The organism is Streptomyces sp. NPDC051913 (assembly GCF_044593635.1).
Lineage (GTDB): Bacteria > Actinomycetota > Actinomycetes > Streptomycetales > Streptomycetaceae > Streptomyces.
In genome coordinates this window covers 92,012-114,088 of sequence record NZ_JBIUCI010000019.1, presented here as the reverse complement: position 1 = coordinate 114,088, position 22,077 = coordinate 92,012, and the positions used below count along the sequence as shown (strand labels likewise).

At 67.4% G+C, this 22,077-nt stretch carries 22 protein-coding genes; 15 read left to right on the top strand and 7 right to left on the bottom strand.

Translation table 11 applies throughout. The features are described 5' to 3' along the window. Positions 1–636 precede the first annotated feature (636 nt). The 4 genes from ACIHIX_RS39395 to ACIHIX_RS39380 all read left to right on the top strand — a co-directional run bounded on the left by ACIHIX_RS39395 (position 637) and on the right by ACIHIX_RS39380 (position 3,493). Positions 637–894, top strand: coding sequence for a hypothetical protein (locus ACIHIX_RS39395; protein WP_399965053.1), 258 nt, complete (start codon positions 637–639; stop codon positions 892–894). Between the two features lie 307 nt (positions 895–1,201). After that, on the top strand, positions 1,202–2,110 hold the full coding sequence (locus tag ACIHIX_RS39390) for a helix-turn-helix domain-containing protein (RefSeq protein ID WP_399965051.1): 909 nt from the start codon (positions 1,202–1,204) through the stop codon (positions 2,108–2,110). Then, a complete protein-coding gene (locus tag ACIHIX_RS39385; protein ID WP_399965048.1) occupies positions 2,107–2,592 on the top strand; it encodes a hypothetical protein in 486 nt (161 codons plus the stop codon). Before ACIHIX_RS39390 ends, ACIHIX_RS39385 begins: the two co-directional genes overlap by 4 nt. 61 nt (positions 2,593–2,653) lie before the next feature. Further along, positions 2,654–3,493 (top strand): SAM-dependent methyltransferase, encoded by an 840-nt coding sequence (locus ACIHIX_RS39380; protein ID WP_399965047.1) that lies wholly within the window; start codon positions 2,654–2,656, stop codon positions 3,491–3,493. 21 nt (positions 3,494–3,514) lie between these two features. Here ACIHIX_RS39380 and ACIHIX_RS39375 read toward each other — a convergent pair whose 3' ends face one another. Together ACIHIX_RS39375 and ACIHIX_RS39370 are read right to left on the bottom strand one after the other, a co-directional pair. Continuing rightward, positions 3,515–4,429, bottom strand: a complete 915-nt coding sequence (locus ACIHIX_RS39375; RefSeq protein WP_399965044.1) for a helix-turn-helix domain-containing protein — start codon at positions 4,427–4,429, stop codon at positions 3,515–3,517. Between the two features lie 89 nt (positions 4,430–4,518). After that, a complete protein-coding gene (locus tag ACIHIX_RS39370; protein WP_399965042.1) occupies positions 4,519–4,755 on the bottom strand; it encodes a DUF397 domain-containing protein in 237 nt (78 codons plus the stop codon). A gap of 189 nt (positions 4,756–4,944) precedes the next feature. On the opposite strand from ACIHIX_RS39370, the gene ACIHIX_RS39365 reads away from it, so the two are divergent. Beyond that, on the top strand, positions 4,945–5,496 hold the full coding sequence (locus ACIHIX_RS39365) for an ATP-binding protein (protein WP_399965039.1): 552 nt from the start codon (positions 4,945–4,947) through the stop codon (positions 5,494–5,496). A 446-nt stretch (positions 5,497–5,942) separates the two neighbouring features. On the opposite strand, the gene ACIHIX_RS39360 is transcribed toward ACIHIX_RS39365, so the two are convergent. Then, positions 5,943–7,061, bottom strand: a complete 1,119-nt coding sequence (locus ACIHIX_RS39360; RefSeq protein WP_399965037.1) for an ImmA/IrrE family metallo-endopeptidase — start codon at positions 7,059–7,061, stop codon at positions 5,943–5,945. Continuing rightward, positions 7,058–7,408, bottom strand: coding sequence for a hypothetical protein (locus ACIHIX_RS39355; RefSeq protein ID WP_399965035.1), 351 nt, complete (start codon positions 7,406–7,408; stop codon positions 7,058–7,060). The genes ACIHIX_RS39360 and ACIHIX_RS39355 overlap by 4 nt, the downstream gene beginning before the upstream one ends. A gap of 161 nt (positions 7,409–7,569) precedes the next feature. Here ACIHIX_RS39355 and ACIHIX_RS39350 point away from each other — a divergent pair, with 161 nt between their 5' ends. From ACIHIX_RS39350 to ACIHIX_RS39335, 4 genes are read left to right on the top strand one after another with little or no spacing between them, the layout of a single operon-like run. After that, positions 7,570–8,028: a hypothetical protein gene (locus tag ACIHIX_RS39350; protein ID WP_399965033.1), complete on the top strand. Its 459-nt coding sequence runs from the start codon at positions 7,570–7,572 to the stop codon at positions 8,026–8,028. Beyond that, positions 8,025–8,513, top strand: a complete 489-nt coding sequence (locus ACIHIX_RS39345) for a hypothetical protein (protein ID WP_399965032.1) — start codon at positions 8,025–8,027, stop codon at positions 8,511–8,513. The genes ACIHIX_RS39350 and ACIHIX_RS39345 overlap by 4 nt, the downstream gene beginning before the upstream one ends. After that, positions 8,510–9,070 carry a hypothetical protein gene (locus ACIHIX_RS39340; protein WP_399965031.1) on the top strand — a complete coding sequence of 187 codons (561 nt, stop codon included), beginning with the start codon at positions 8,510–8,512 and terminating at the stop codon, positions 9,068–9,070. Before ACIHIX_RS39345 ends, ACIHIX_RS39340 begins: the two co-directional genes overlap by 4 nt. After that, on the top strand, positions 9,067–10,455 hold the full coding sequence (locus tag ACIHIX_RS39335; RefSeq protein WP_399965029.1) for a hypothetical protein: 1,389 nt from the start codon (positions 9,067–9,069) through the stop codon (positions 10,453–10,455). Before ACIHIX_RS39340 ends, ACIHIX_RS39335 begins: the two co-directional genes overlap by 4 nt. A 60-nt stretch (positions 10,456–10,515) precedes the next feature. On the opposite strand, the gene ACIHIX_RS39330 is transcribed toward ACIHIX_RS39335, so the two are convergent. Then, positions 10,516–10,803: a hypothetical protein gene (locus ACIHIX_RS39330; protein WP_399965027.1), complete on the bottom strand. Its 288-nt coding sequence runs from the start codon at positions 10,801–10,803 to the stop codon at positions 10,516–10,518. Positions 10,804–10,966: 163 nt separating this feature from the next. Here ACIHIX_RS39330 and ACIHIX_RS39325 point away from each other — a divergent pair, with 163 nt between their 5' ends. From ACIHIX_RS39325 to ACIHIX_RS39310, 4 genes are all read left to right on the top strand, one after another. Then, positions 10,967–12,382, top strand: a complete 1,416-nt coding sequence (locus tag ACIHIX_RS39325; protein ID WP_399965025.1) for an AAA family ATPase — start codon at positions 10,967–10,969, stop codon at positions 12,380–12,382. Positions 12,383–12,711: 329 nt separating this feature from the next. Further along, positions 12,712–13,056, top strand: coding sequence for a WhiB family transcriptional regulator (locus tag ACIHIX_RS39320; protein WP_399965023.1), 345 nt, complete (start codon positions 12,712–12,714; stop codon positions 13,054–13,056). A 401-nt stretch (positions 13,057–13,457) separates the two neighbouring features. Next, entirely contained in the window at positions 13,458–15,428 is a 1,971-nt protein-coding gene (locus tag ACIHIX_RS39315; protein WP_399965021.1) for a PQQ-binding-like beta-propeller repeat protein, read from the top strand. 106 nt (positions 15,429–15,534) lie between these two features. After that, complete coding sequence (locus ACIHIX_RS39310) at positions 15,535–15,756, top strand: hypothetical protein (RefSeq protein ID WP_399965019.1); 222 nt, start codon at positions 15,535–15,537, stop codon at positions 15,754–15,756. Between the two features lie 450 nt (positions 15,757–16,206). Here ACIHIX_RS39310 and ACIHIX_RS39305 read toward each other — a convergent pair whose 3' ends face one another. Continuing rightward, positions 16,207–17,904, bottom strand: coding sequence for a zinc-ribbon domain-containing protein (locus ACIHIX_RS39305; protein ID WP_399965017.1), 1,698 nt, complete (start codon positions 17,902–17,904; stop codon positions 16,207–16,209). 628 nt (positions 17,905–18,532) lie between these two features. Here ACIHIX_RS39305 and ACIHIX_RS39300 point away from each other — a divergent pair. Beyond that, a complete protein-coding gene (locus tag ACIHIX_RS39300) occupies positions 18,533–19,477 on the top strand; it encodes a transposase family protein (RefSeq protein WP_399965146.1) in 945 nt (314 codons plus the stop codon). 147 nt (positions 19,478–19,624) lie between these two features. Beyond that, a complete protein-coding gene (locus ACIHIX_RS39295) occupies positions 19,625–20,227 on the top strand; it encodes a DUF6461 domain-containing protein (RefSeq protein ID WP_399965015.1) in 603 nt (200 codons plus the stop codon). A gap of 55 nt (positions 20,228–20,282) precedes the next feature. Here ACIHIX_RS39295 and ACIHIX_RS39290 read toward each other — a convergent pair whose 3' ends face one another. Continuing rightward, positions 20,283–21,647, bottom strand: a complete 1,365-nt coding sequence (locus tag ACIHIX_RS39290; protein ID WP_399965013.1) for a hypothetical protein — start codon at positions 21,645–21,647, stop codon at positions 20,283–20,285. Positions 21,648–22,077 lie beyond the last annotated feature (430 nt).

Here is a 22,077-nt window from a genome sequence, read left to right as displayed (position 1 = left end):
GCGCATCACCGTTCTCGCCCAGGCTGCCGTCTCCCCCAGATACGTGGGATCTGTTGTCAGCTCCACCGCCCGGGACCGGCTCTCGATTGCCGGCCCCGCACACAGGGCGGGTCGGGGCAGGTGCATGATCGATGACGGTTTCTGTCAGGGCGATCAGCTCGCTCCGGTGACAGAGCGCGCGAGGCAAAAGCTTCGGTCTTCTGTACTTCCTGCGGGCAGCCAGCTCCCCGCAGGCACCCCCCCTCGGGTCCGGTCACGGATTCGGGGAGCGGGTTGCTTCTATGCGCAGTCGCCGGGCGCGAGCCAGAGTCTCGTGTGCGCCGGAGTGCGGCGTTCTGGTTTTTCACGCGACGGCGCACCCTGTATCAGAGTCATTCCCTTTCAGGGATGCTCACTTTCTTTCAGGTGTTGTCGGATTCTGAAATAATCAGGGTTGATGGCTGCTGGAATGCGCGCTTCCGCAGATTTTTTCGCACGGTAATGCGGCCACTTACCCGTAAGTGACTCACTCCGATAGCCGAACGGATCGCCAGAACGCTAGGGTCACGCCGAAGGTGGGCCCCGGCTCAAGGCTGGCTACCAACGGACCAGGGCCCCTCCGCATTTTGAACAGCCGTCAATTCCTTGAGGAGAAAGATGACTGCCTCCAATGTCGTCCAGGGCACCGTGGTGTCCGGGACGCACGCGGACGCTAGCAATGCAGCCGGTTTCCGCGCACGTCTGCGTGCCCTCCTTGTCACGGTGAGCCTGGGCCCGGTCGTCGTGCTGATTCTGTCCTTCGTCCTGCCGTCCGCCGACGCGTGGCCTGCTGAGGCGTGCGTGGCGTTCGCCGCCATCGCCGCGGCCGCGGGGCGCGGGTCACGGATCGATTTTCTGTGGGCCCGGCTGGACTGAGGCTGCCTCACGGGACGGACCGGTGCACTGTGTGCGCCGGTCCGTCCCCCCGGCGGTGGCGTTGCCCCGCGTGGGCGCAACGCTGTGCGGCCTGCAGAAAAATTCAGAAGCAGAGAGGAAGACGTACGTGGCGACTGGAACGTCGCAGGCTGATACATGCGCGACATGCAACGGCCCGCTGGTGCAGACGGCGGGTGCCGGCCGTCGCCGCAAGTACTGCGGCCCCGGTTGCCGTCGGCGTGCTCAGCGGCACCGGCAGGGACACCGGGCTAAGCGTGCGGACCAGCAGGCTCCGTTGGGTGCGGCGGTGGCCGCCGAGGTGCGCCGGCTGGCGCAGCAGCTGCTGGACAGCGAGATGCGGGAGGAGGAGCTGGGCTCGCTGCTGGAGCGGGCCGAGGCGATCCGGCGGGAGCTGGAAATTTATATCGCGGGTGCGGTGCAAGATGCCCGGCACCGCGGTGAGAAATGGGAAGACGTGGCCAGGGCCGCTCATGTCGCGCCGGAGACGGCGCGGGCGCGCTGGGGGCCCGAGCGGGTGGCGCGGATGATGGATCTGCATGCCAACGAGAAACAGGCTGCTCCGGCGCGCTGGCGTGGAACGGGTACGGCCCGGGCCGCGGATCTGGTGGAGGGTGAGAGTGCCGAGGCCGGCGGCGAGGGGACTTCCCCGGCGGACCAGTTGGCTTCGGCGCTGGCGCAACTGCAGGCGGCCAGCGGGCTGACCATCCGCGAGGTGGCCAACTCCACCATGCTGTCGCCGTCGTTCATCTCGCGTGTCCTGTCGGGTGACCGCCTGCCGACCTGGGACCTGGTGTGTTCGCTGGCGAGGTTGTTCGGCTCCGATCCGGCGGAGCTGCGTGTGCTGTTCGAGGCGGCCCACGGGCTCACGGCTCCGGCGCGGCAGCCCGTCCCCCAGGCCCTCGCGCAGTTGCACGCGGCGGTGCGCGGACTGTACCTGGCGGCGAAGTCACCCTCGCCGCAGCGGATCGAGCTGCTGACGGCCCGCGCGGTCGATGCCGCAACCGCGCGCCGGGTGCTGGCGGGCGTCGACGTTCCCGAATGGGAGGTCCTGGCCGCCCTCGTCCATGCCCTGGGCGGGCGTCCGGTGGACTTCCAGCCGTTGTGGGAGGCGGTGCACTACACGTTCTTGATGTGCGACGATCCCCGCCTGCCGGAGGGCACGGTCCACATTGCCCTGCCGGGGCAGGTGCCATGAGCGCACATTCCGCCGTGGCAGGTGCCGCGTTCCCGGCGGGCGCTATCCATGCGTCAGGCGGCCGAACTCCTCCCGCTGCCGGGCAGTTGCGGGCCGAGCGGGCGGCGCTGGCGTCCTATGCCGCCTTCCGCGAAGGCCACTACGAGCCCTATTTGCAGTTCGCCGCCTTGTGTCTTGGCAGGAGCGGCCCCGCGCAGGTGGCGGTCACCGCGGCTTTCACCGAGCTGGCGGTGGCCTGGACTGCGATCCTCGGCAGCGCCGCTCCGGCCGCGGTAGCCTGGCGCATTCTTCACGACCACATTGATCGCGCACGCGGTGTGCAGGCCGCCTGCCCAGACGGCGGCCCGACGGCACGAGAGCTGCGCGACGATGTGCAGGTGCTGAGCCGGCAGATGGACCTGAGTTGTGAGCGCATCGCCGAGGTGACCGGGGTGCCGCCTGAGCAGGTGTCAGGCCTGTTGCTGCGTGCCTCGCTCGAGTGATGAGGGGTTTCGTTCACGCCGAACCGCTGCACCATCGCCGCTACACTCTGTCACCCACCGGGTGCGTTGTCGGGGCGCCCCGAAGCGGGAGGGGGCGCGGGTGTTGCCGTACGGGGTGGATGTCACGGTTCCGAGCGTGGCGCGCATGTACGACCATCTGCTGGGAGGGCGGGACAACTATCCCGCGGACCGGGCGGCCTGCGACGAACTGCTCCATCATGTGCCGAGCATGCGGGAACTCGCGCTGAACAACCGGCAGTTCTTGCGGCGTGTGGTGCATGTGCTGGCGGCCGAGTATGGCATCCGCCAGTTCATCGACCACGGCTCCGGCCTGCCGACCCAGGACAATGTCCATGAGGTGGCACAAAGGGTGGACCCGGACAGCCGGGTGGTCTACATCGACAACGACCCCATTGTCCGCAGGATCGGCGGGCTGCTGCTGGAGAGTAACGAGAACACTGCCGTGCTGCAGGCGGACATGCGGGACACCGACGCGATCTTCAGCAGTGAGCCGGTGGACAGGCTCATCGACCCCACTGAGCCGGTGGCGGCGCTGTTCGTATCGGTCCTTCACTGCCTCCCGGACAGCTCCCAGCCAGCCCGGCTGATCGCCCAGGTCGCCGATCGGCTGCCGGCCGGCAGCATGATGGTGGTGTGCCAGCTGGTCAGCGACTCCGCTCAGGTGCGGGACGTCGTCACCCGCCTCATGGACGTGCAGACCCAGGGTCATTGGGGGCGAGTGCGGGAGAAGGCGGACGTGGCCGCGTTCTGCGCTCCGCTGGATCTGGTGGAGCCCGGCCTGGTGGAAGTGTCCGCGTGGCGGCCCGGGCAGGACGATGTGCCTGCCCAGCTCACCTGGGAGTGGGAGGAGTACGGAGGCGTCGGCTTCGTACGCGGCTGACGCCCGCTGCCGCGACGGTGCTCAGCGCCATGCGGCCAGTGCCGCTGTCAGCAGCGAAGGGCTCTGCGCGGGCGGGCTGGCCACGCCGCACAGGTTGTTCAGCACGGCCAGATAGCGCTCGGACTCCGCGGGCTTTTCCCGGTAGGTCGCTCCCTCGTACTGCTCGAGGTACACCATGTCGGGCAGGTAGTCGGATGCGAAGAACCGCAGGTGCACGATCGGATGCCCGATGGCGCCCGCGGCGCCCACGCTCAGCGGGGCGATCTGCAGGCGCAGGCGGTAGGGAAGCTCTTCCAGCAGCGCGAGGAGGTGCTGGATCTGCCGGTACATCACCCCCGGCGTGCCGACCTGACGACGGAACACTTCGGAGTCCATGACGGCCAGCAGGACCGGCGGTGTCGTCTCACGGCGCAGCATCTCGATGCGCTGCACGCGCAGCGCCACGCGTTCTGCGATCTGGCGGGCCAGCATGGTGGGGTGGGCGGCCCGCATCACGATCTCGGCGTATTCCTCGGTCTGCAGCCAGCCGGGCACCAGTTGGGGCTCGTAGGAGATGATGCGCTGGGCGGCCGGCTCCATGGCGAGCAGCGGACGCAGGAGTGCCGGAACGGACTGGGCGTAGGGCTGCCAGACGTCGGGTTTGGCTGCTTCCTCAAGGAGGTCGGCGATCCGGTGCCGTTCCCGGGGATCGTCCACACCGTAGGCGTCGAACAGGTACTCGACCTCCTCCGGTTTGAGTGCGGACAGGCCGTTCTCCATACGGCTGATGGTCGACTCGGAGGCGTTGATGCAGCGGGCGGCCTGGCGGGGTTGGAGGCCGGCGTGGTCCCGGCAGCGCCGCAAGTGTCCGGCGAGCGCCTTGCGGTGGGCGGCCGGCCCCCACTCCGGGCGGTGCGGAAATCCGAGGATCGACGGCGGCTTCCGCGCGGCTGCCATACGAGGTGCTCCTGTTCCTGCGACTGAGGAGGCGAGTATGGCAGCCGGCTTGCGGCCACGTCAGGAATTGGCCATGCCTCTACCTGCAGTTACTTGACCGCGAAATCAAAATCGCCGTCCCTGACCCCTCCGAGGAAAGCCTCGATCTCCTCGCGGGTGTAAATGAGGGCAGGCCCTGTGGGGAACCTCGAGTTGCGCACTGCGACGGCGCCGCCTGCCAGGACGGCCATCTCCACGCAGTTGCCGTTGCCTCCGCTGCGCCCGCTCTTACGCCACTGCGCGCCGTCCAGCGTGTCCGCGCTGACGCCGTTGTCCACCTGTGCCATGCCTCACCGTGCCTTTCTGAAACGGTCCGGGGCCAGCCCGTTCCGCAAAGCGAATGACCGTTCACACGTACGAATACACGGGCTCTGCAATTGCAGCCCCTCGCTTGCAAGAACGACGAGCGGGCCGCGATAGTGACGGTCAAGACGGCACGCCGTGCCCGGCACGGCATCAGTTCCGGGGGACGGACGATGACGCCAGGTCACGACGAGACTTTTCTGCCAGACATCGCGCCTTGCGCACACGAGCCCCGAAGACAGCCGTCCCTCTTCCTGGGCCAGCCGCCGGCGTCCACCGAGAACCTGGCCGTCCGCACCGCACTGGGCAGCACTCCGTTCACCGCCCGCCGCATCCCGGCCACGACCAACTGCTGCTACATCGCCCGGCAGTTCACCCGGCAGGCCATGCTCCGCTGGAGCCTTGCCGACATCAGCGACGATGCCGTTCAGATCGCTTCAGAACTCGTCGCCAACGCCGTCCGCCACGGCCGAAGCCGGGCCTCCGCACGCGACAGTACGCAGGGCGCGGTATGGCTGGGCCTGGCCCTGCGCCCGCAGACGCTGCTGTGCATCGTGCGTGATCCCAGTCGGCGCCGCCCTGTCCTCGCCCCTCCCCCACCGCTGGGCGAGCGCCATCGCGGACTGCCCATCGTCAAAGCCCTCAGCAGCACCTGGGGCTGGACCACCGACGGCCAGGCCCCGGGCAAGACCGTCTGGGCCCGCGTCGCCCTCCCGGCCGCCTGACGAGCCAACGAGGTGCGCAGCGCCGACGCACCTCGTTGTACGCGCTGCTGGGGCTGACCAGGACAGCCACCACATCGTGCTCGTTGCAGCGGCGCCGGACCAGGCGGGACTACAGCCTCGCAGCCCTCTCAGCAGAAGTTCGTCCCACAGCACATCCAGCCCAGGTAAAGTGAGGCAAGCAGCGCCCGGCTGATCTTCAAATGCCAAGGCTGTCAAGGGACTTCCCCATACACGTGGGGGTCTGTCGTTCACCTCGCGGGCGATGACCTTGCGGAGAGCCTCTCCCCACACATGTGGGGGTCTGTCCTCTCAGGGACGCCGAGGTCGATGCCTACCGGGCCGCCCGGCCCCTCAGCTGTCACCTGACTGTTGGCTCGGCTCTACGTGAGCCCCCCGCTCTCGACGGTTTCGCCTCGGCTTGCAGGACTGGCGCTGCCGCGAACGCCCTATACGGTGGCCTCTTTGGCAATGGTCTCCAACGCGCTGATGTCTTCGTCTGAGATCGAGTCACGCAGCCGGCTGACCAGTCTCCAGTTGTCGGTCAGGTTCCCGTGACGTCCGGCGACCATCGGGACTCCGATGCCGAGCCGCGCAGCGATGATGATCATTTCGCGGTGGGATGTTGCGCGGGCGATCAAGTTGCTGGTGTCACCGGGGAACAGCAGGTCGACCGCGAAGTCGTTGGCTTCGGCTTCGGTCTCATCGGCGGCGCCTCCTCCCTCTAGGTCGAGGAAGCTGGTGCGGCGGGGGTGCCGCACGATGTGTCCGATCTCGTGCAGGAGGTTGAACCAGAAGGTGTCGTGGCGCCGCTGGCGTTCCGTGATGCCGATGGCCGGGCGGTCGCCGTCGATCCACCATGTGGCTGCACACACGCGCGTGCCTGGGACCTCGCGCACGAATGTGAGGGCGACGCCGGCCTCGGCGAGGGCGGCGCGCGCCGCGACGAATCCATTGGGCACGGTCATGGTGGTCATGGTCGGGATCGTCTTGGCGACAGCACGCAGTTTTCTGGCGTTGAACGGTTCGACGGAGACATCGCGTGCGGAGCGCTCGACCAGGCGCAGCCATAGTGCGGTGTTGGGCTCGCTGATGGTGAATGCCTGGCTGCGGCGGAAGGACACCGACGGTCGTAGCCATGTCTGGGTGAAGGCGTCGGGCGTGGCGACCTGGAAGAGCTTGAGGATCTTCTCTGCGCGCGTGATGCCGGTGTCTGCGGCATCGATGATCCCGTGACGACGCAGGGTGGCGGTGTCGAACCGGCTGGCCCAGGTGCCGTATTCGCCGAGCGTTGCTTCGGCACGGCGCCGACTTTCGAATGCCTGGTACTGCGTGTCGAGGTTGATCCAGGTGGAGGCAGGGACCTCGAGCGCGCGCTCGAGGAGAATGGAGACGTCCGGGCTGATCCCGATCGTCTGCTTGACGATCTGGTTGACGTGTTTTGCAGACAGTCCCGTGCGCTGTGCAAGCTCAACTTGCCGCATCCCCCGCTCGTCGAGGAGGGCGCCGAGGATCTCGCCGGGGTGGACTCCCCAATTGGGCTGGAACTCCTTCGCGGTGTCGCTCATGACTGCACCCACAAGCCCGAGCGCCCTTCGGCGCGGACATCGTGTACCTCGAGGCGAGTGATCTCGGTGAGGTGGGAGTGCGGAGCCTCCACCGTGCTGCCGTCGGTGCGACAGCCTGTGGCCGTGAGCGCGGCCCGCCGGTGACTCAGTTCGATGCGGGACATCGATGTCGGTGCGGCCATGGCGATCAGCCCGATGGCGAGGGCGTCGGCGAGCGTGGGCATCGCCGACCTGAGGAGTTGCAGCAGCACCATGACCTCTCGGGCGGCGTCTGGCCAGACCTTGAGGAGCAGGGTCTGCGAGGTGAGCACCTCGCTGAGGTCAGCGTCGGGGATCGTCAAGAACACCGTATCAACGTATCCCGTCGCCGGTACGTCATCCAAGCCGCCCCACACTCTCCTTGACTCTCGATATCTTTACCGGTCTCGCGACTTTTTGCGGTATGATCGCTTCCAGATGCGGCCTTGATCTTTCTCCTGGCCGCTATTTCTGGAGAAAGGTGCAGGTCATGAGGGTCCACACCTACAAGGGCGGCCAGGGCGGCGCGGAGACCCGGGAGGTCGAGGCGACGGCCCGGCTCGCCGACGTGGTGATGATCGAGGCCGACGCGAAGGCCTACCGCGTCGGCGACGAAACGGAGCTGGACGCACAGCTGACGGTGGCCGAGCTGTTCGGAGAGCAGCCGGGCCACGTCGTCGTCCACAAGTGCCACCGGATCGAGGTCACCGTCGCCTACGCCGGCACGGAGAAGGTCGTGCAGGCGCACCCGGCCACCCGGGTGCGGCAGGTACGCAAGGAGGCAGTCGAGGCCTTCGGAATCCCGTCCGCCGACGCGGCCGACCTGGTGCTGCGCCTGCCGGGTACCACCACGGACCTGCGGCTGACCGACCCGGTCGGCTCGATCGTCCCGGCCGGCTCGTGCGCGGTGGCGCTCGACCTGGTCCACGCCGGCAGGTCCCAGGGATGACCAGCGCCACGGAGCCGGGCGTCGACCCGTGCAAGGCAGGGCTACTGCGCGATCTTCAGGATGCGGCAGTTGACGCCGGGATCGACGCCGGGCTCTGGCGCATCGTCAGCATCGCCTGGCCGACGATGACGGTTGCCATCGCTGTCGGTGGTGGCGCGGAGTGCGGGATACGCCTCGACGTACAGAACTATCCGGCCGCCGCGCCCGCCGGGCAGCCGTGGGACCTGGTGGCCGATGCGCCCCTGCCGGTCGACCGCTGGCCCGTCACGGGCCGCAACCCCGAGGTCTTCCGCCCGGACTGGTCGCCCGGCAACGGGAACGCCCCCTACCTGCCATGCGACCGGGTCGGCCTGGCGACACACGGCCAGTGGGCCACCGAATCACCGGCGCGGGCCTGGGACTCCAGCAAAACCATCGTGTTCTATCTGGAGGAAATGCACCGCATGCTGTCCGAAGCCCGCCTGCCGTCAGGCGGCGTCTCGTGACGGACGCGCGGCTGGTCTTCGACGCCTCCCTGTTCCGGAGCATGATCCGCGAGCTTGCACGCCGCGGGGCGGGCCGGCGTGAGTCGGGGGCGTTCCTGCTCACGGCTCGTGACCACCCTGCGGACTGCCTCCCCCAGCCGGTGACCGCGATCGCCTACTACGACGACCTCGACCCGGGCTGCCTCACCGGCGCCATCACCTTCCGCGCCGACGGGTACACCGCGCTGGCCGCCCGCTGCCGCCGCGACCGACTGCGCGTCGTCGGCGACATCCACACCCACCCCTCCGCCCGCGTGGTCCAAAGCCGCACCGACGCCGCCAACCCGATGGTCGCACTCGACGGCCACGTGGCGCTCATCGCCCCCCGCTTCGCCAGCGGTGTCACCGACCCCACGGCCTTGGGCGTGCATGTACGGGAGAACGGGGGCTGGTCGTCCTCCTTCGGGCCGCAGTCCGCGGCCCTCGTCCGTATCCGCGAGCACGGCCGCCACCGTCTTCAACGGGCCCTGCTCCACCATCTGGCCGCGGGCTGGAAGCGCCTTCGGAGGAACACGTGAACGTCCCCAGCAAAGATATCGTCCACCGCACCGCCCTGCTGGGCGTGCACGACGGGACGCATCCGACGCTCGAAGCCGCGCTCCACGCCCACGCCGACACCGGCGTTGTGATCGTCGCCGGGTCTCAGTCTGGCCTGCATGTTGCGTACCAGGCTGCACTGTGCACCGCGATCGCCACGGCCGTGCGGGCCTTCGGCAACACCACGGTGGTGGCGGACGGCGACGGCGTGATGACGGCCGGCCCGCACCGCGGGCGCACCGTCGCCGATGTCGTGGCCGCGGAAGGCGGCACCCTGGCGACGAACCTGCGGGACGTTCCAGCGCACTGGCCGGTGGTGCTCCTGGGCACACCGCTCCCCGCTCTCTCCCTGAGCCTGTCCACTCGTGCGGTCGTGCTGCACGTGGGCTGGAACAGGTGGACTGCCTCAGTGCGGCCGGCTGCGGGAACGGCAGCCGGCGCGGACACTCAGGAAGAGGATGTGAGCGATGCCGGGAACGTGCTGGCCGCGCTCTGCGCGGCCGCCCTCGGTGTCCATGAGGCGTTCGGCGCCGTGCAGGCCCGTCCCGGCAGCGACGTCGGCCACCGCCCCATCAGCCTCAACCTGTGGTCCCCAGCCGGAGAAGGCAATGAGGGACCACCCCTGACCCATGTGCCAGCCGCATGGTGGCTGATCGGACTCGGCCATCTCGGACAAGCCAATGCCTGGGCCCTGTCCTGGCTGCCCTACCCCAGTCCCAGTGGGGTCTCCATCCTGCTCCAGGACGTGGACAAGGCCGTCGACGCCAACCACAGCACTGGCATGCTGACCCCCCGCCAACCCGCCCAGGTCCGCAAGACCCGCCTGGTCGCCGCCTGCCTCGACGCACTCGGCTTCGACACCCACATCGTCGAGCAGCGCCTTCAGCAGAACACCCGCGTCCCCCCGAACGACACCCACGTCGCTCTCCTCGGCGTGGACAACCTGCCGACCCGACGCATGATCAGCGCCGTCGGCTGGAGACTAGCCATCGACGCCGGACTCGGCGCAGGCCCGGCCGACTTCAACGCCATCCAGCTCCGCCGCTTTCCCGCGGCACGCCCTAGCGACCAGGTGACCGCCTGGGCCGACCCACCGGCCGACAGCGTCGTGCTGCCGCGCAACCACGCTTTCGATGACCTGTCCCGCCGTGACGCGTGCGGCGCGGTCCAACTCGCCGGGACCGCAGTCGGCGCTGCCTTCGTCGGCGTGATTGCCGCCTGCCTCGCCGTAGCGGAGGCGACGCGCCAACTGCTCGGCGGCAGGAGTCTGGACGTGTTGAGCCTGCACCTTGGCACAGCCGACCTCGACGTCGCGCCGGCCACTCGTGAGTCCTGCCCAATAGCGGTCCGGCTCACCACCAGCTGAAGCTGGCCTACGGGGCCCAGCAGCTGATCCCGTCGCACCATCACTGCCGAGGACGACGGCTCACAGACAGTCAGGCGCCGATGTGCGGCGGGTGCGGGCACAGGGGGAAATCCTTGCCGTACAGGTCGGCGAACGCCGGACACGGATGCTGATGTGCGTGGTCCGTTGCGCGGCACGCGCCGCCCCGCCGATCCCGAGGACCGTACCCATGTCGGCGCTCTGGTCGGTGAGGGCGAGCACGACGACGGCCACGATCAGAGCCAGCGCCGTCAGCCCGTTGATCCACCGCACCATCTTGGCCGTACCGTGCACCGGTGCGGGTGCTGCTTGGGGGTCAAGCGACGTCATAGTCATGTCTTCTTCCTCCGAGTGGCCCGATGGGCTTCTCAGCCTCCTGCGGACGTCAGGGGCGCGGTCAGCCGTCCGGGCCGTCCGGCGGATGGCCCCGGACGGCGTCGCGGCCCGGCAGCATGGAGCTGGGCAGGCGAACCAGATGAAAGGGAGCCACCGGATGCCAGGGGCGGGAACGAAATGGGGACCGTTGTCCGGGCCGAGTGCCGCGCACAACGAGGTGGCTGGCCTGCTGCGGTCGTGGCTTGACCTGGCCGGCTGCACCGTGCCTGCTCTGCTCGACCGGCTTACCCCGGAACACTTCGGCGACGCTCAACCCCCGCGCCGGAGCGCAACCTATGCACGCCTCGCGGGAAGCGGCCTGACGTGGGAATTCATCGAGGCCGTCGTGGACATCACCACCGACAGCGCTGCAGTCCAGCAACAGCGCCTGGCCGAGGTGCGGGTCCCCTGGGAACTGGCGCTGCAGCATGCGGCCCCCCGCAACGAACGAGCAGACAGTGCCCTCGCGCACAGGGCACTCGGCCTGGGCGAGCAACTGCGCCAAGCAGAGCGCCGTGAGGCGGCACTGCTGGCGGAACGGGACCGCTTGCGGCAGGTGGCACGAGCGCTGACCGTGCTGTGCGAGCGGATCCGGGAACGCGTGGATGATCTGCAGCTGGCCCAGGCGCGGGGACGGCTGGCGCAGGACGACCCGTCCGTGCCGGCCTGGATCCGTCGCCTGCAGGAAGGCACGTCCCAGCAGGTCATGGCGGAGCTGGAGCGAGAGCGTGCGCAGCGCATGCTGGTGGAGTGGTCGCAGCACGTGGCCGATCTCAGCAGCTTGCTACTGCCGGAAGGCCGCTTGGGCGAGCCAGCGGCAGCCGTGACCGGGCCAGGCCTGTCGCCGGCTCTTGCTCTTCACGTCGGCGACCTTGCGGACGTCGACCGCACCTTGGGTCGCGCCCGGCAAGAAGTCGAGGCATGCGGAGAGTGCCTCGACGACCTCGCCGATGTGTTCGCTCACCAGACAGGTGCACCGGAGGGGTTCGTGCAGTCGGTGCAACTGGCCGTCGGGGACCACATGGAGCTGCCCCGTCTGCCGATCCTGCGGAGTCTGCAGGAGGGCTTGGCCCTGCACTCCGGTATCACCGTGCTGGCGGGTGCGAACGGCACAGGAAAGTCCAAGGTGCTCGAGGCGCTGGCGCTGCTGACGGGCTGCCAGTTCAGCAACCCCGGCCTGCCGCAGAGAATCAGCCCGCTCAGCCATGCACTCGCCAAGCTTTTGCAGGCACGCTGGTCTTCGTCCCGGCAGCCCGAGAGCCGCCTGTTCGTGTCCTACCTGGGTACCTCGCCCGAGGGGGCCAGTGCCCTCCTGGACGGCATGGACGGTCCCAATCGCCTGTTCCTGCTCGACGAACCGGAGGCAGGCCTGCACCCGGACGCAAGCGCCCGGCAAGTGCAGTGGATGTACGAACGGGTCGCCCAGGGCTGCCAGTTCGTGATCGCAACTCACAGCATGACCCTCGCCTCACTGCCACGCGCACGAATCATCCGCTTCCAAAAGGAGCCTCACCCCGAGGACGCTGCCTCATAGGAGCCGCCGCTCCCCGGCTGTTCGGTGGCTGGGCCCACCGGCCCAGGCGGCGTGGGAGCACATTCAGAAGGCGACCTGCTGATCGTCACATCGCAGGGCGGAGGGCCTTCCCCGGATCGTGGAGGCTGGTCGGCCCTGGCAGAGTCCTTCCCGCACGTGCTCAAGTGCCCTAGCGGTTCTGTTGCTGATCAGGCAAGTCCCTGTCACTCAAACGTGTGCAGACTCCAGCCAGTTCGCGCCCCTCCTGTGGGGCAGGACGTACTGTCACATGCCTGCAGCATGAACCGCCAGGCCGCACGGCGGCCAGGACTAAGGAGAGGAGTACCGGGGTGATATCGGATCCTCACTGGAGTGAGCGCGGGCTATGCCGGACCGGCGATCCAGACGACCTCTTTGTCGAGGGGGCCGCGCAGAATCGCGCGAAAGCGCGGTGCACCGGCTGCCCCGTGCACACCGAGTGCCTGGCTTACGCCCTGGACAGCCGTATCGAGTTCGGCGTCTGGGGTGGCATGACCGAGCGTGAGCGACGGGCGCTCCTGCGGCGTCGGCCCACCGTTGCGTCATGGCGGCGCCTGCTGGAGGCCGCCCGCGCGGAGCAGCAGAGCACTCCCCCAGTACCTGCCCACGAGGCGATCTCCACGCAGCGTGTGGCCTGCTCCCTTTCAGCGCGCTAGAGGGCATCCGCAGCACCTCGGCCACCGCGACGATGCACGCAGGGCCAGACGACCACCCCGAGAGTCATCCGGACGGCTGGCCCAACGTGGCCATCGCCTGCGCCGTGCGCCCCGGCAGTCCGGCTTTGCTGCACCGCTGGCGCCGGGCCGGGAGCCGACAGTGAGGAACACGGATGCCGGCGGGCCTACTCGATCGGACACCACGGTCGCCGCACCCGACAGGTCCTGTGCCGGCCGCATCTGGTACGCGGCGTGCAACGGCGTACCGGTCCGGTGCGTCGACGTCAGCAGCGCGGCACGGCGCGGCGGCTGGCACCTGCACGCACGATCCGGGAAGGGCATGACGGGGCATGAGAGCAGCCGCAGGCGTGAGTCCCTACGCCACTGGCGGGGGCGGGACTGTGCTCGAGCATCACTTCGGCGCCGTGCTGCTTTCGCATCTCCTGACGCAGACGCCGGTGCCCGGTCTGGGTGACCATGTCACGCCCGTCGAAATACGGTTTCAGGCTCGCGCCGTGACAGCGGTGGACGACTATGTGGTGACGGGCCGTGCGGGCAACGGGGCGTTGCACTATCTGTCGATCGGCGTACGGCGCCGCCCCCGGCTCGCTGTCAGCGACTCCTCATCGGTGGAGCTGATGCGGGCTTTCCTGGCCACCCTGCAGCAGCAGTGGACGTATCTCTGCGCGGGCCGCTGGCATCTGGCTCTGGCCGTGGCCGCGCCTTTCCCGCGGGCGGCATCGGTGCAAGCCCTGACGACAGCTGCTGCGGCTGCCGGAAGTGCCGGCGTGTTCCGGCACCGCGTGGCCGAGCCGGGACGGCTGAACAAGTCTGCTCACCGCGCGCTTTCGGACCTTCAGTCCCTGATCTCGGCCGCCGTGGCTCATGGTGCTCCTGATTCGGGAGTTGCTTGCGATGCCCTGACGTGGCGGCTCCTGGCGCATCTGTCTGTTCTTGAGCTGCGCTTGGAGGGTGTACGGCCTGTTGACCGGACCGCGGCGGTGGAACGGCTGCAGTCGATGGCTTGCCTGACCGGGGCAGCCGATGGGGATGCGCTTTTCTCCCGGCTGCGGGAGTGCGCAAGTGACTACGCGCCCGCCGGGGCGACCGTAAACCGGGAATCCTTGCTCCGGGCTCTGCGCGGCGCACCGTTCATCCGTGACGAGACGCCGAAGGTGGCAGTGCCGCTGCCCCGGCCTCGCCGCGGGCGAGCCACTACGTCGAGGCTTCCTCGTGTCGTGTGGTCGCATACCGGTCTCTTGCGGCCGCATGCCCGCCAGCCACGCGTTCATGACGGCACTCTGCTGGTCGTGGACGGCCACGTTCTGCACGCCCTTGATGCCGCTTCCGGCAAGCCGCTGTGGAAGCCGAAGTCGATGGGCTACGACAATCAGCCCCCGGTGGACGGCACCACGGTGTTCGCCTCGGCGATCGGGAGCACGCTGCGCCCTCGCAGCCTGCACACCGGAGTGGAGAGCGGTCCCCGGATCGACAAGTGCGCGGCGGGACAGGCGGTGTGTGCTCGTGGCACTCTCTACGTGCCCGATCTGCAGGGCGTCTTGCACGTGTACGACACGGCCTCGGGGCGGCGCCTGTGGAGCTGGCGGCCGGAGCCGGCGGTGTCTGGTTTCCTGGAGACTCCGCGTGTGGTCGGTGACGGTGTGTTCGTCACCTGGACCGGCTGCGACGCGTCCAGGCCGTGGACACTGCTGGCTCTCGACACCGAGAAGCGCCGCCCACGCTGGGCCGAACCGATCCGTCTCGCTTCTGCGCAGCGGTGGCTGGTCAGCGCTGACAGCGTGTACGTGATCTCTCCCGGTGAGCGAGGAGAAGCGCCGTGGCTGAGCACCTACGACGTGCACAGCGGTGCATTCGTGCGGCGGGAGCAGCTGCCCGGTCCTGTCGTGGGCATGCTGTCATCGAACACGACGCTTCGTCTGGCCCACCAGGACGGCCACGTCTCCTCCTGGAATGCCCTGTCCGGTGAGAACCGATGGACAGTCAAAGTGGCCAGGGCCCTTCGGGCCCGCCCGGTGGCTGCGGGTGAGGAGATACTCGTTGCGGCTTGGGACCCTGGCCGGCTCTTCGCGCTGTCGGACGCGACGGGAGAGAAGGTGTGGGATGCACCCGCCCGGCCGACGGCATCATTCGAGGCGCCGGCCTACGTAGCGGGCAGCGCTGCCTGGGCGGTGAGCCGTGCGGGAGTACTACAGGGATGGGATCTTCAGACCCGTCGCCGTCTTGGGGACATCGACGCAGGCCTGGTGTGGGAGCCTGCCGAGCAGGGCGTTCCTCAGCTGTCGGGCGGCGTGTTGTACATCGTGACCAAGAACGGCAGCCTTCATGCGATCCGCCTCGAGGAAGCCTCATAACTGCGTCGGGCGGCCTGGAGAAGCCCCCTCACCGGCGGGCGTTCACGGTGGGCGGCGCGTCTCGGCGGTAGCGTTCGGCGAGCGCGTTGCCGATCGGGGCTAGGTGGTGTCGCACGTCCGGAGGGCCGGTCACCTCAAGCCATTTGAGCAGCCCTGCGAGTTCGCCGGCGAGCGTGTACTCGTCGCGGCCGCGGATCACGACCTCGATGCGGCCTTCGGTCGTGGTGCCGCCCGCGTCGAGTCGATCGCCGAGTCCGATGCGTACGTCATCGCCCCGAAGCAGCGGGGCTACGGCACCTCCTCCCGCCCGGCCGAAGTGACGGACTGACGAACCGAGCGATCACGAATGGCTGGAGCAGCAGGACCAGCCCTGCCGGCAGGCTGGCTGAGACAGGGCCAGCACCTGACACCTGACACCGCTCGGTGGCCTGCGGCTGGGCTGCCGATGGAAAGTGCTCTGACCACCAGCTGCGAGCGGGCCCCGTCATTGTCCACGGCGGCGCACAGCACCGTTAAGGATCAAGATGGTGTGGCGGGACCACGCGTCGTGGCAGGGATCGCACACCGCCTTAATCCAGCCGTGCTCGGTGTCGCCGCGCCGCCGACGGCGTCCGGGCCCTCGCACTGCCAACGATCCTCGAATCTGCCCATCATGCCCTTTACTGCGGGGACTGCTGAAAGAGTTTTCCCCACAAGCCTGAGGGCCCGAGGGCGATACAACGCGCTTCCAGGCCCGCTTGAGGGTCTGTCATCTGGCAGGCAGCTCCACCGACAGATCTCAGCGCTGGGTCGCCCGCTCACCATCTAGCTTGCTTGCCCAGTCGCGGACCTGCTCGATTGTTTCGTCCGGCGTCGGCATCGCCGGGTACACGACGAACTCCGTGTAGTTCGGGTCGCCGATCGGCAAGGGCTGCAATGGATGCTCGCGCAGCCTGGCCAGCAGGTATCCGGCGGCAAGCAGGTCGCGGGACTTCTCGGTGTCGAGGTCCGTCTTGTCCGCGTGCCAGTAGGCGCCGTCGTACTCGATGGCGAGTTTTTGCTGCCCTGCCGTCTCGACCGTGATGTCGACTAGCCAGCTCGCGCGCCGGGCGAATGCCTCGTGCCGGACTGGCTGACCTGACGATGCCCGGCCGAAGGCGCACTCCGCGGCTTCCCAGTAGTCGAGTTCTATGCGGGACTTGCCGTGTTGCCGGCACTCGGGGCAGCCGCTGCCGTTAGCCCGTGAGGACAAGGGCGCCCGCCATACGTGATCCGGGTAGGTAGGGCATATCCAGGCAGGCGTGAACTGGGTCTGGCCGGTAGGGCGCACCTGCCATGCGGAGAGCGGATTAGCTGGTGACCACTGCGCTGCCAGATCGGGGAAATGGTAGGCGAGGGAATCGAGAATCGTTCGGCACTGCGGGCAGCGCAGGCGCTGGCCCTGCTCCCGGCGGGCTGGTGTCTCCTGCCACTCGTGGCCACAGTCTTCATTCCGCCACCACACGAGCTTGCGTGAACCAGGCGACACCGTCGCCAGCTGGGCGTTGCCGTTCTTGGTCGGGTGCCACTGTGCGGCGATCTCGACGCTGAGTCCGAACGCTTCTGGATCGCTCTCGATCGCCTCTAGACGCGTCGCGCGTGTGGCCTGGCCGCGGCAGGAGGGGCAACCGTTGCGCAGATAGGTCAGCGGAGTCTGGCGACAGCGGTGCCCTTGTGGGCAACGCAGGTGACAGCGCTGGTAGTCCGCGACCATCACGGTCTGGGGATCCGCCTTGTCGTCCCAGGCGGCGAGCATCTCAGGCACGTTGGCGACCGGCGTCGTCTGGTAGCGCGCGTGCTGTGCCTGCTGCTCGGCGCGTCGTTTCGGTTCGCAGTGCGGGCACTCGCGCAGGTTGACCATGTCGAGGATCCGTTTGGTGAACCGCAGTCCGCAGTCGGGGCAGCGCCAGGCTGCCTCCCGGCGGGCCTTGACGGTGGCGGTCTCCCAGGTGGCGGTGTCGTTGTTCTCGTGGTCCCACCAGTCAAGGACGGGTAGGTCGCTGTCCTTGAGGAGGTCGCGCTTTGGGGCTCCGGCGCGCTTGGTCGTCTGCCGCTCGCGGCGGGGGTTGGCCTGGCACTGGCAGCCGAACCCGATGTCCCCGAGTCGTGCGGCGCTCAGCCGACCGCAGTAGCGGCATCGGACGTGGTGCGGGTCGTCGGAGAGGGACGGCGCGGTCAGCGCGCTGAGGTAGTCGAATCCGTTCTTCTCGGCGTGTTCTCGCGCCGTGGCCTGTGGAACCGGGGTCAGGTTGGCGTACGCGCCCATGGCCTGGCGAGCCTCAACTGCCCACTGTCGCCAGTAGCAGGCCCGGCACGTCGCTTCCCCGTACGCGTTCTTTTCCAGGGTGTACTCGAAGCGGTAGTGCGCCTCACAGCCGCATGCAAGGCACTGGGTCAGACGCCAGGCTGTCGGTTTCGTGAAGGGCTCCAGGGGTTCCAGGCCGCCCTCGCGCAGCATCTGTGTGATGTGGGCATCGCACCAGGTGCTCTTCGTACGGGTAGCGAACGCGGCAGGCTGACCGCAGTCCGTCTCACAGCACAGTTGGGTTGCCTTGCGAGGCGGTAGGGAACTCACGTGCGGATTCTTGCAGGTGCCGTGCTGACGGATCGAAGTGACGTAATGGCTGCTTCGTCTAGCTGGGCGGTGGGGCCACGGCCGCGGGCCCTGGGGGTGCCGCAGCAGCAGCGGCGGCAGACGCACAGCGTGCCGAAGTGCCAATACTCCCGGCACGAGAACCTCGCACCTCGTCTCACCGGCGGTGCCACGGGGATGGTCCGTCGAGGGCGAGCAGGAGAGAGATGGAGTCAATCAGGGCTGCGACCGGCACGGTGACCTCGTAGCGGATGGTCGACCTGTCCTACCTGAGTGCCCTCGCACGGTAGCACTCAAGGCGAATGGGCCCGCCCGCATTCGACCGCATGGCGTTCGCGGCAGTCGAACTTCGGCGAACGACCGTCGTACGAGCCGCGCTTCTTGTGGCTGCTAACCCGGCCCGCCAGGACGGGGACCGTTGCCTCACTGGACACCGCACTAACGAGCTCGTGCATGGTTGGCGTTGGCACGTCGAGGACCCTGATCGTTGATCATGGTTGGTGTGGTGGGGAACCGTGCACGTGCAGCGATCATGCGAAGCCAGCGGATCACGGGGCTGACGCCCGGAGTGATCGCCGAACTCGTCGCCGAGATCGGCCCGTTGTGGCACGAGCGCCATCAGGCTGGTCTCGCGTCGCGTCCCCGTCGCCGAGCCGTGGGTGCCGGGGCGAAACACAAGCTGGTCTTCGTCGACCGACTGTTAGCCACCCTCGTCCACCTTCGCCATGGCGCCACCCATGACGTGCTGGCCTGCTGGTTTGGCGTCGACCGCTCCACCATCACTCGCGCAATCGGTGAAATACGGCCGCTGTTGGCGATGCGCGGCTGCACCGTTGCCCCCGACGTCCGACTGCGTACGCTCGCCGAAGTCATTGACCATCTCGGTGCAAGCGGGCAGACCGGGATCATCGACGGCACCGAGATCCGGGTCCGCCGCCCGGCTGCCGGACGCAAGGACCGGGAGAAGTTCATCTCCGGCAAGAACAAGCAGAATGCCGTGAAGTCCATGGTCATGTCGGACGCTGACGGGCGGGTGGTGTTCTGCAGCCCGGCTGAACCCGCGAGCTGCGCGGACATCACCCATGCCCGGCAGTTGGGCCTGGTCAAGCTCCTGGCCAACGGACCGGCCGTGGAGATTCTTGCCGACGCCGGCTACCAGGGACTGGGCGCTCAGACAGGCGGGCGCGTAGTGACACCACCGCACCGCAAGTTCAAGAAGAACGCCCCGGACTGGTACGAGGAGATGCATGAACGCCAGCGCAAAGCCCACTCCTCACGCCGTATCCGCGTCGAGCACGGCATCGCGCACTTGAAGAACTGGCGAGCCCTCGCCCGGCACCACGGCCGCCGCGAGCACATGACCGACATCGTCCAAGCCGTAGCCGGGCTCCTCTCGCACCAGCAGACCGCCATGCTCTCCGGCAATCAGCGAAAGTGAACCTGGAGGCAAGCCGCGGTCCTCGACGTGCCAACGCCAACCATGCACGAGCTGGTTAGAGGGCGCCGGCATCCAGCCCGGTTACCGGCGTCCAGGCGAGCGTCCCTCAGTATGATCATTAGCCTCAGCGGCCTGAGAGGGAGAAACATGAGCGATGGACTGCAATGGCTACGCGCTTCCTTCTCTGAGGGGTTCAGCGTGGCCTTTTGCGAGGGGACGACTCCGGAAAACTTCATCCGACGGATGGGATCTGATCCCGACGGAGCGCTGATGCTGACGAGGGATCAGGCCGAGGCGATTGAGTTGTGTAGTCGCTACCCGGAGGAAGGAAGCCTGGAATTCCACGACTTGGACGAAGAGGAATTGCGTGAACTGAATTTTCTCCGCCCTAATGTGGAAGTTCTCAGGTTCGGTTCGATTGCAGGGTGGGCCTTCGCGATTCAGTCGTTCGGATCGTACGCAACGAATCGTTCCGTTGGACTCGAGGTGTCCCGAGCGACTCGCTTCGTCTCGTTCACCCGCACCGCTAACATGGCCAGTTGGGTGCAGTATTTCATCAACGGTGAAGTTATTAACTCGTTTGACCCGATCCATCCGGTAGGGGGAGTCGCAGGCGGGATTTCGATCGAGGGTCTCGCAGAATCTGATGACCCTGCTTCTACTGTACTGGCACGCCTGGAACAGGATTTCTCACTCGAAATCCCGCGGGCCACAGACTTCGAACCGTTGAAGTCCGCTGCTTTCGGCTAGGCGACGCGACCGTGGGTTCGCCGCAGAAATGCTGGCGAACCCACGCTAGACTCCTTTAGGGACGCCAGGTCGGCGCTTTCACCCAGAACGGATCATTGTCGATCATTCGGTTCTTGGTATAGAAGCGACCGAGATCACCTCCAATTCCTTCATTGTCTGGCTTGATCATGCTGGCCCGGGCGCAGTTCGCAGGACCGTGTGGCACACCCAGGGCCTGTGTTGTCCAATTTTGGCGAGGTTCCTGGTCTTTGAACCCTGGCATGGCAGAGAACTGCTTGCATTGGCTTCCCGAAGTAATACCCAGTTGCCCACCGCTTTCCTTGGTGCGGGCGAAGGGGTACTCGTCGCATTGGATCTCGTACTTCTTGTTGAAAAAGTCCTCGGGCTTGAAACTGCTGTCGCACACCCTGTTGCGGTTCTTTGTCGCAACCGTGTCGTTTGCCTCGCGGTGCAGAGGCTGGCCGTCACCTTCGCGGCCCGGATGGGTTTTGATGTACTGCATGGCCGAGTTGACGTAGTCGCTGCCTGCCGGGTACTTGGCGTAGTCCGTGACGAACGTCGGGATGAACGCAGGGACAACGCAGCCGGCGTACTTGGTGATTTCGTTGTCGCAGCGCACCTGCCAGGCGTTGGATTCGTTGACTCCCCAGGAGTAGCGGGCCCTTTCTGTACCCAGAGACGCCGTGATGGTGTACCCCAGGGCCAACGTGTCGTGAAGTGTCGTGTTCTTCCATGAACGGAGCCAGGTTCCGTCCTTCTCCGAGAGCAGCGTGACGGGCGCCGGGCCGGTCCAGGGGCCGGGGCCTTGTTGGCACGCTGACGTGGGAGCACAGTCGGCGTCGATGGCCACGTTGAAGCCCGCCACTAGGGCTCCGGAGACGGCTTGCACCCGCATGTAGAAGTACTCGTCGAAGTACACATTCATGGGCGAGCCGTCCACGTCCCGCGTGTTCACCTCTTGTTTGACCGTCAGGTATGCGTCCCCCAACGGCTCTCCGGTCTGGGTGTTTATGAGCACCGCATGTATCAGTTGATGCTCACAGATCGAGGTGCGGGTCACGAAGACCTGACCCAGCTCCTTCTCATCGCACCACACGACCCCTGCTCCGGCAGCAGAAGTGCGCACAGATTTCAGCCGTTTCGGCACCTCCGAGGCGCTCAGGGTCTCGATGCATAACGCCTCGCCCTTGCCGTCGGCGGCAGCCTGCTGCTGGATGGCATGGCACGACGCCGACGCCTTTGCGTCCGTGCGTTTCGGGACGGAACGTGGTCTGTTGGCGGCTGCTTCTCTCTCCTGGTACGAGGGGGCGGGCTGTGCACTGGCTGGCGGTGCTTCCTCAGCTGTAGCTGAGACTGTGGCCATACCTGCCGTGACAACGGCTAAGACTGCAGTCGCGGCAAACGCCCGTCTGAGACGCATATGCTATTTCCCTTCCTGTGTCTGCTCACCTAGTCCCGTCATGCGCCCAGCAGTTGAGCGCTAACGGACAGTGGGCGGATGGATCTGATCACGAGTCACAGGAGGGGTCAACGACGTTTCAGGGGTGATGATCGAAAAATGGCCACAGTTCCGAGGGCGTTCTTTGGCCACCAACGGCTGAGAAAAGTGGATTGCACACCGCATTGGCGGGGTGGACCCGGCCAATCCGGGCCAGGGATTCGACCGTGCCGAGCCCCCGCTGCCTTGGCGCGGGTGATCTGCCGGACGCCATACCGGCGTTGGAGTCACGAGCCCTCACCGGGCTCTACGAGGAAGGTAATGGGCAGGCCCGTGTCGTTGCGTAAGGGCGGTGCGACGGCAGATCCTCTCAGACGGTCGTTGGCGGAATGGGCGCTCGGCCTATCTCAAG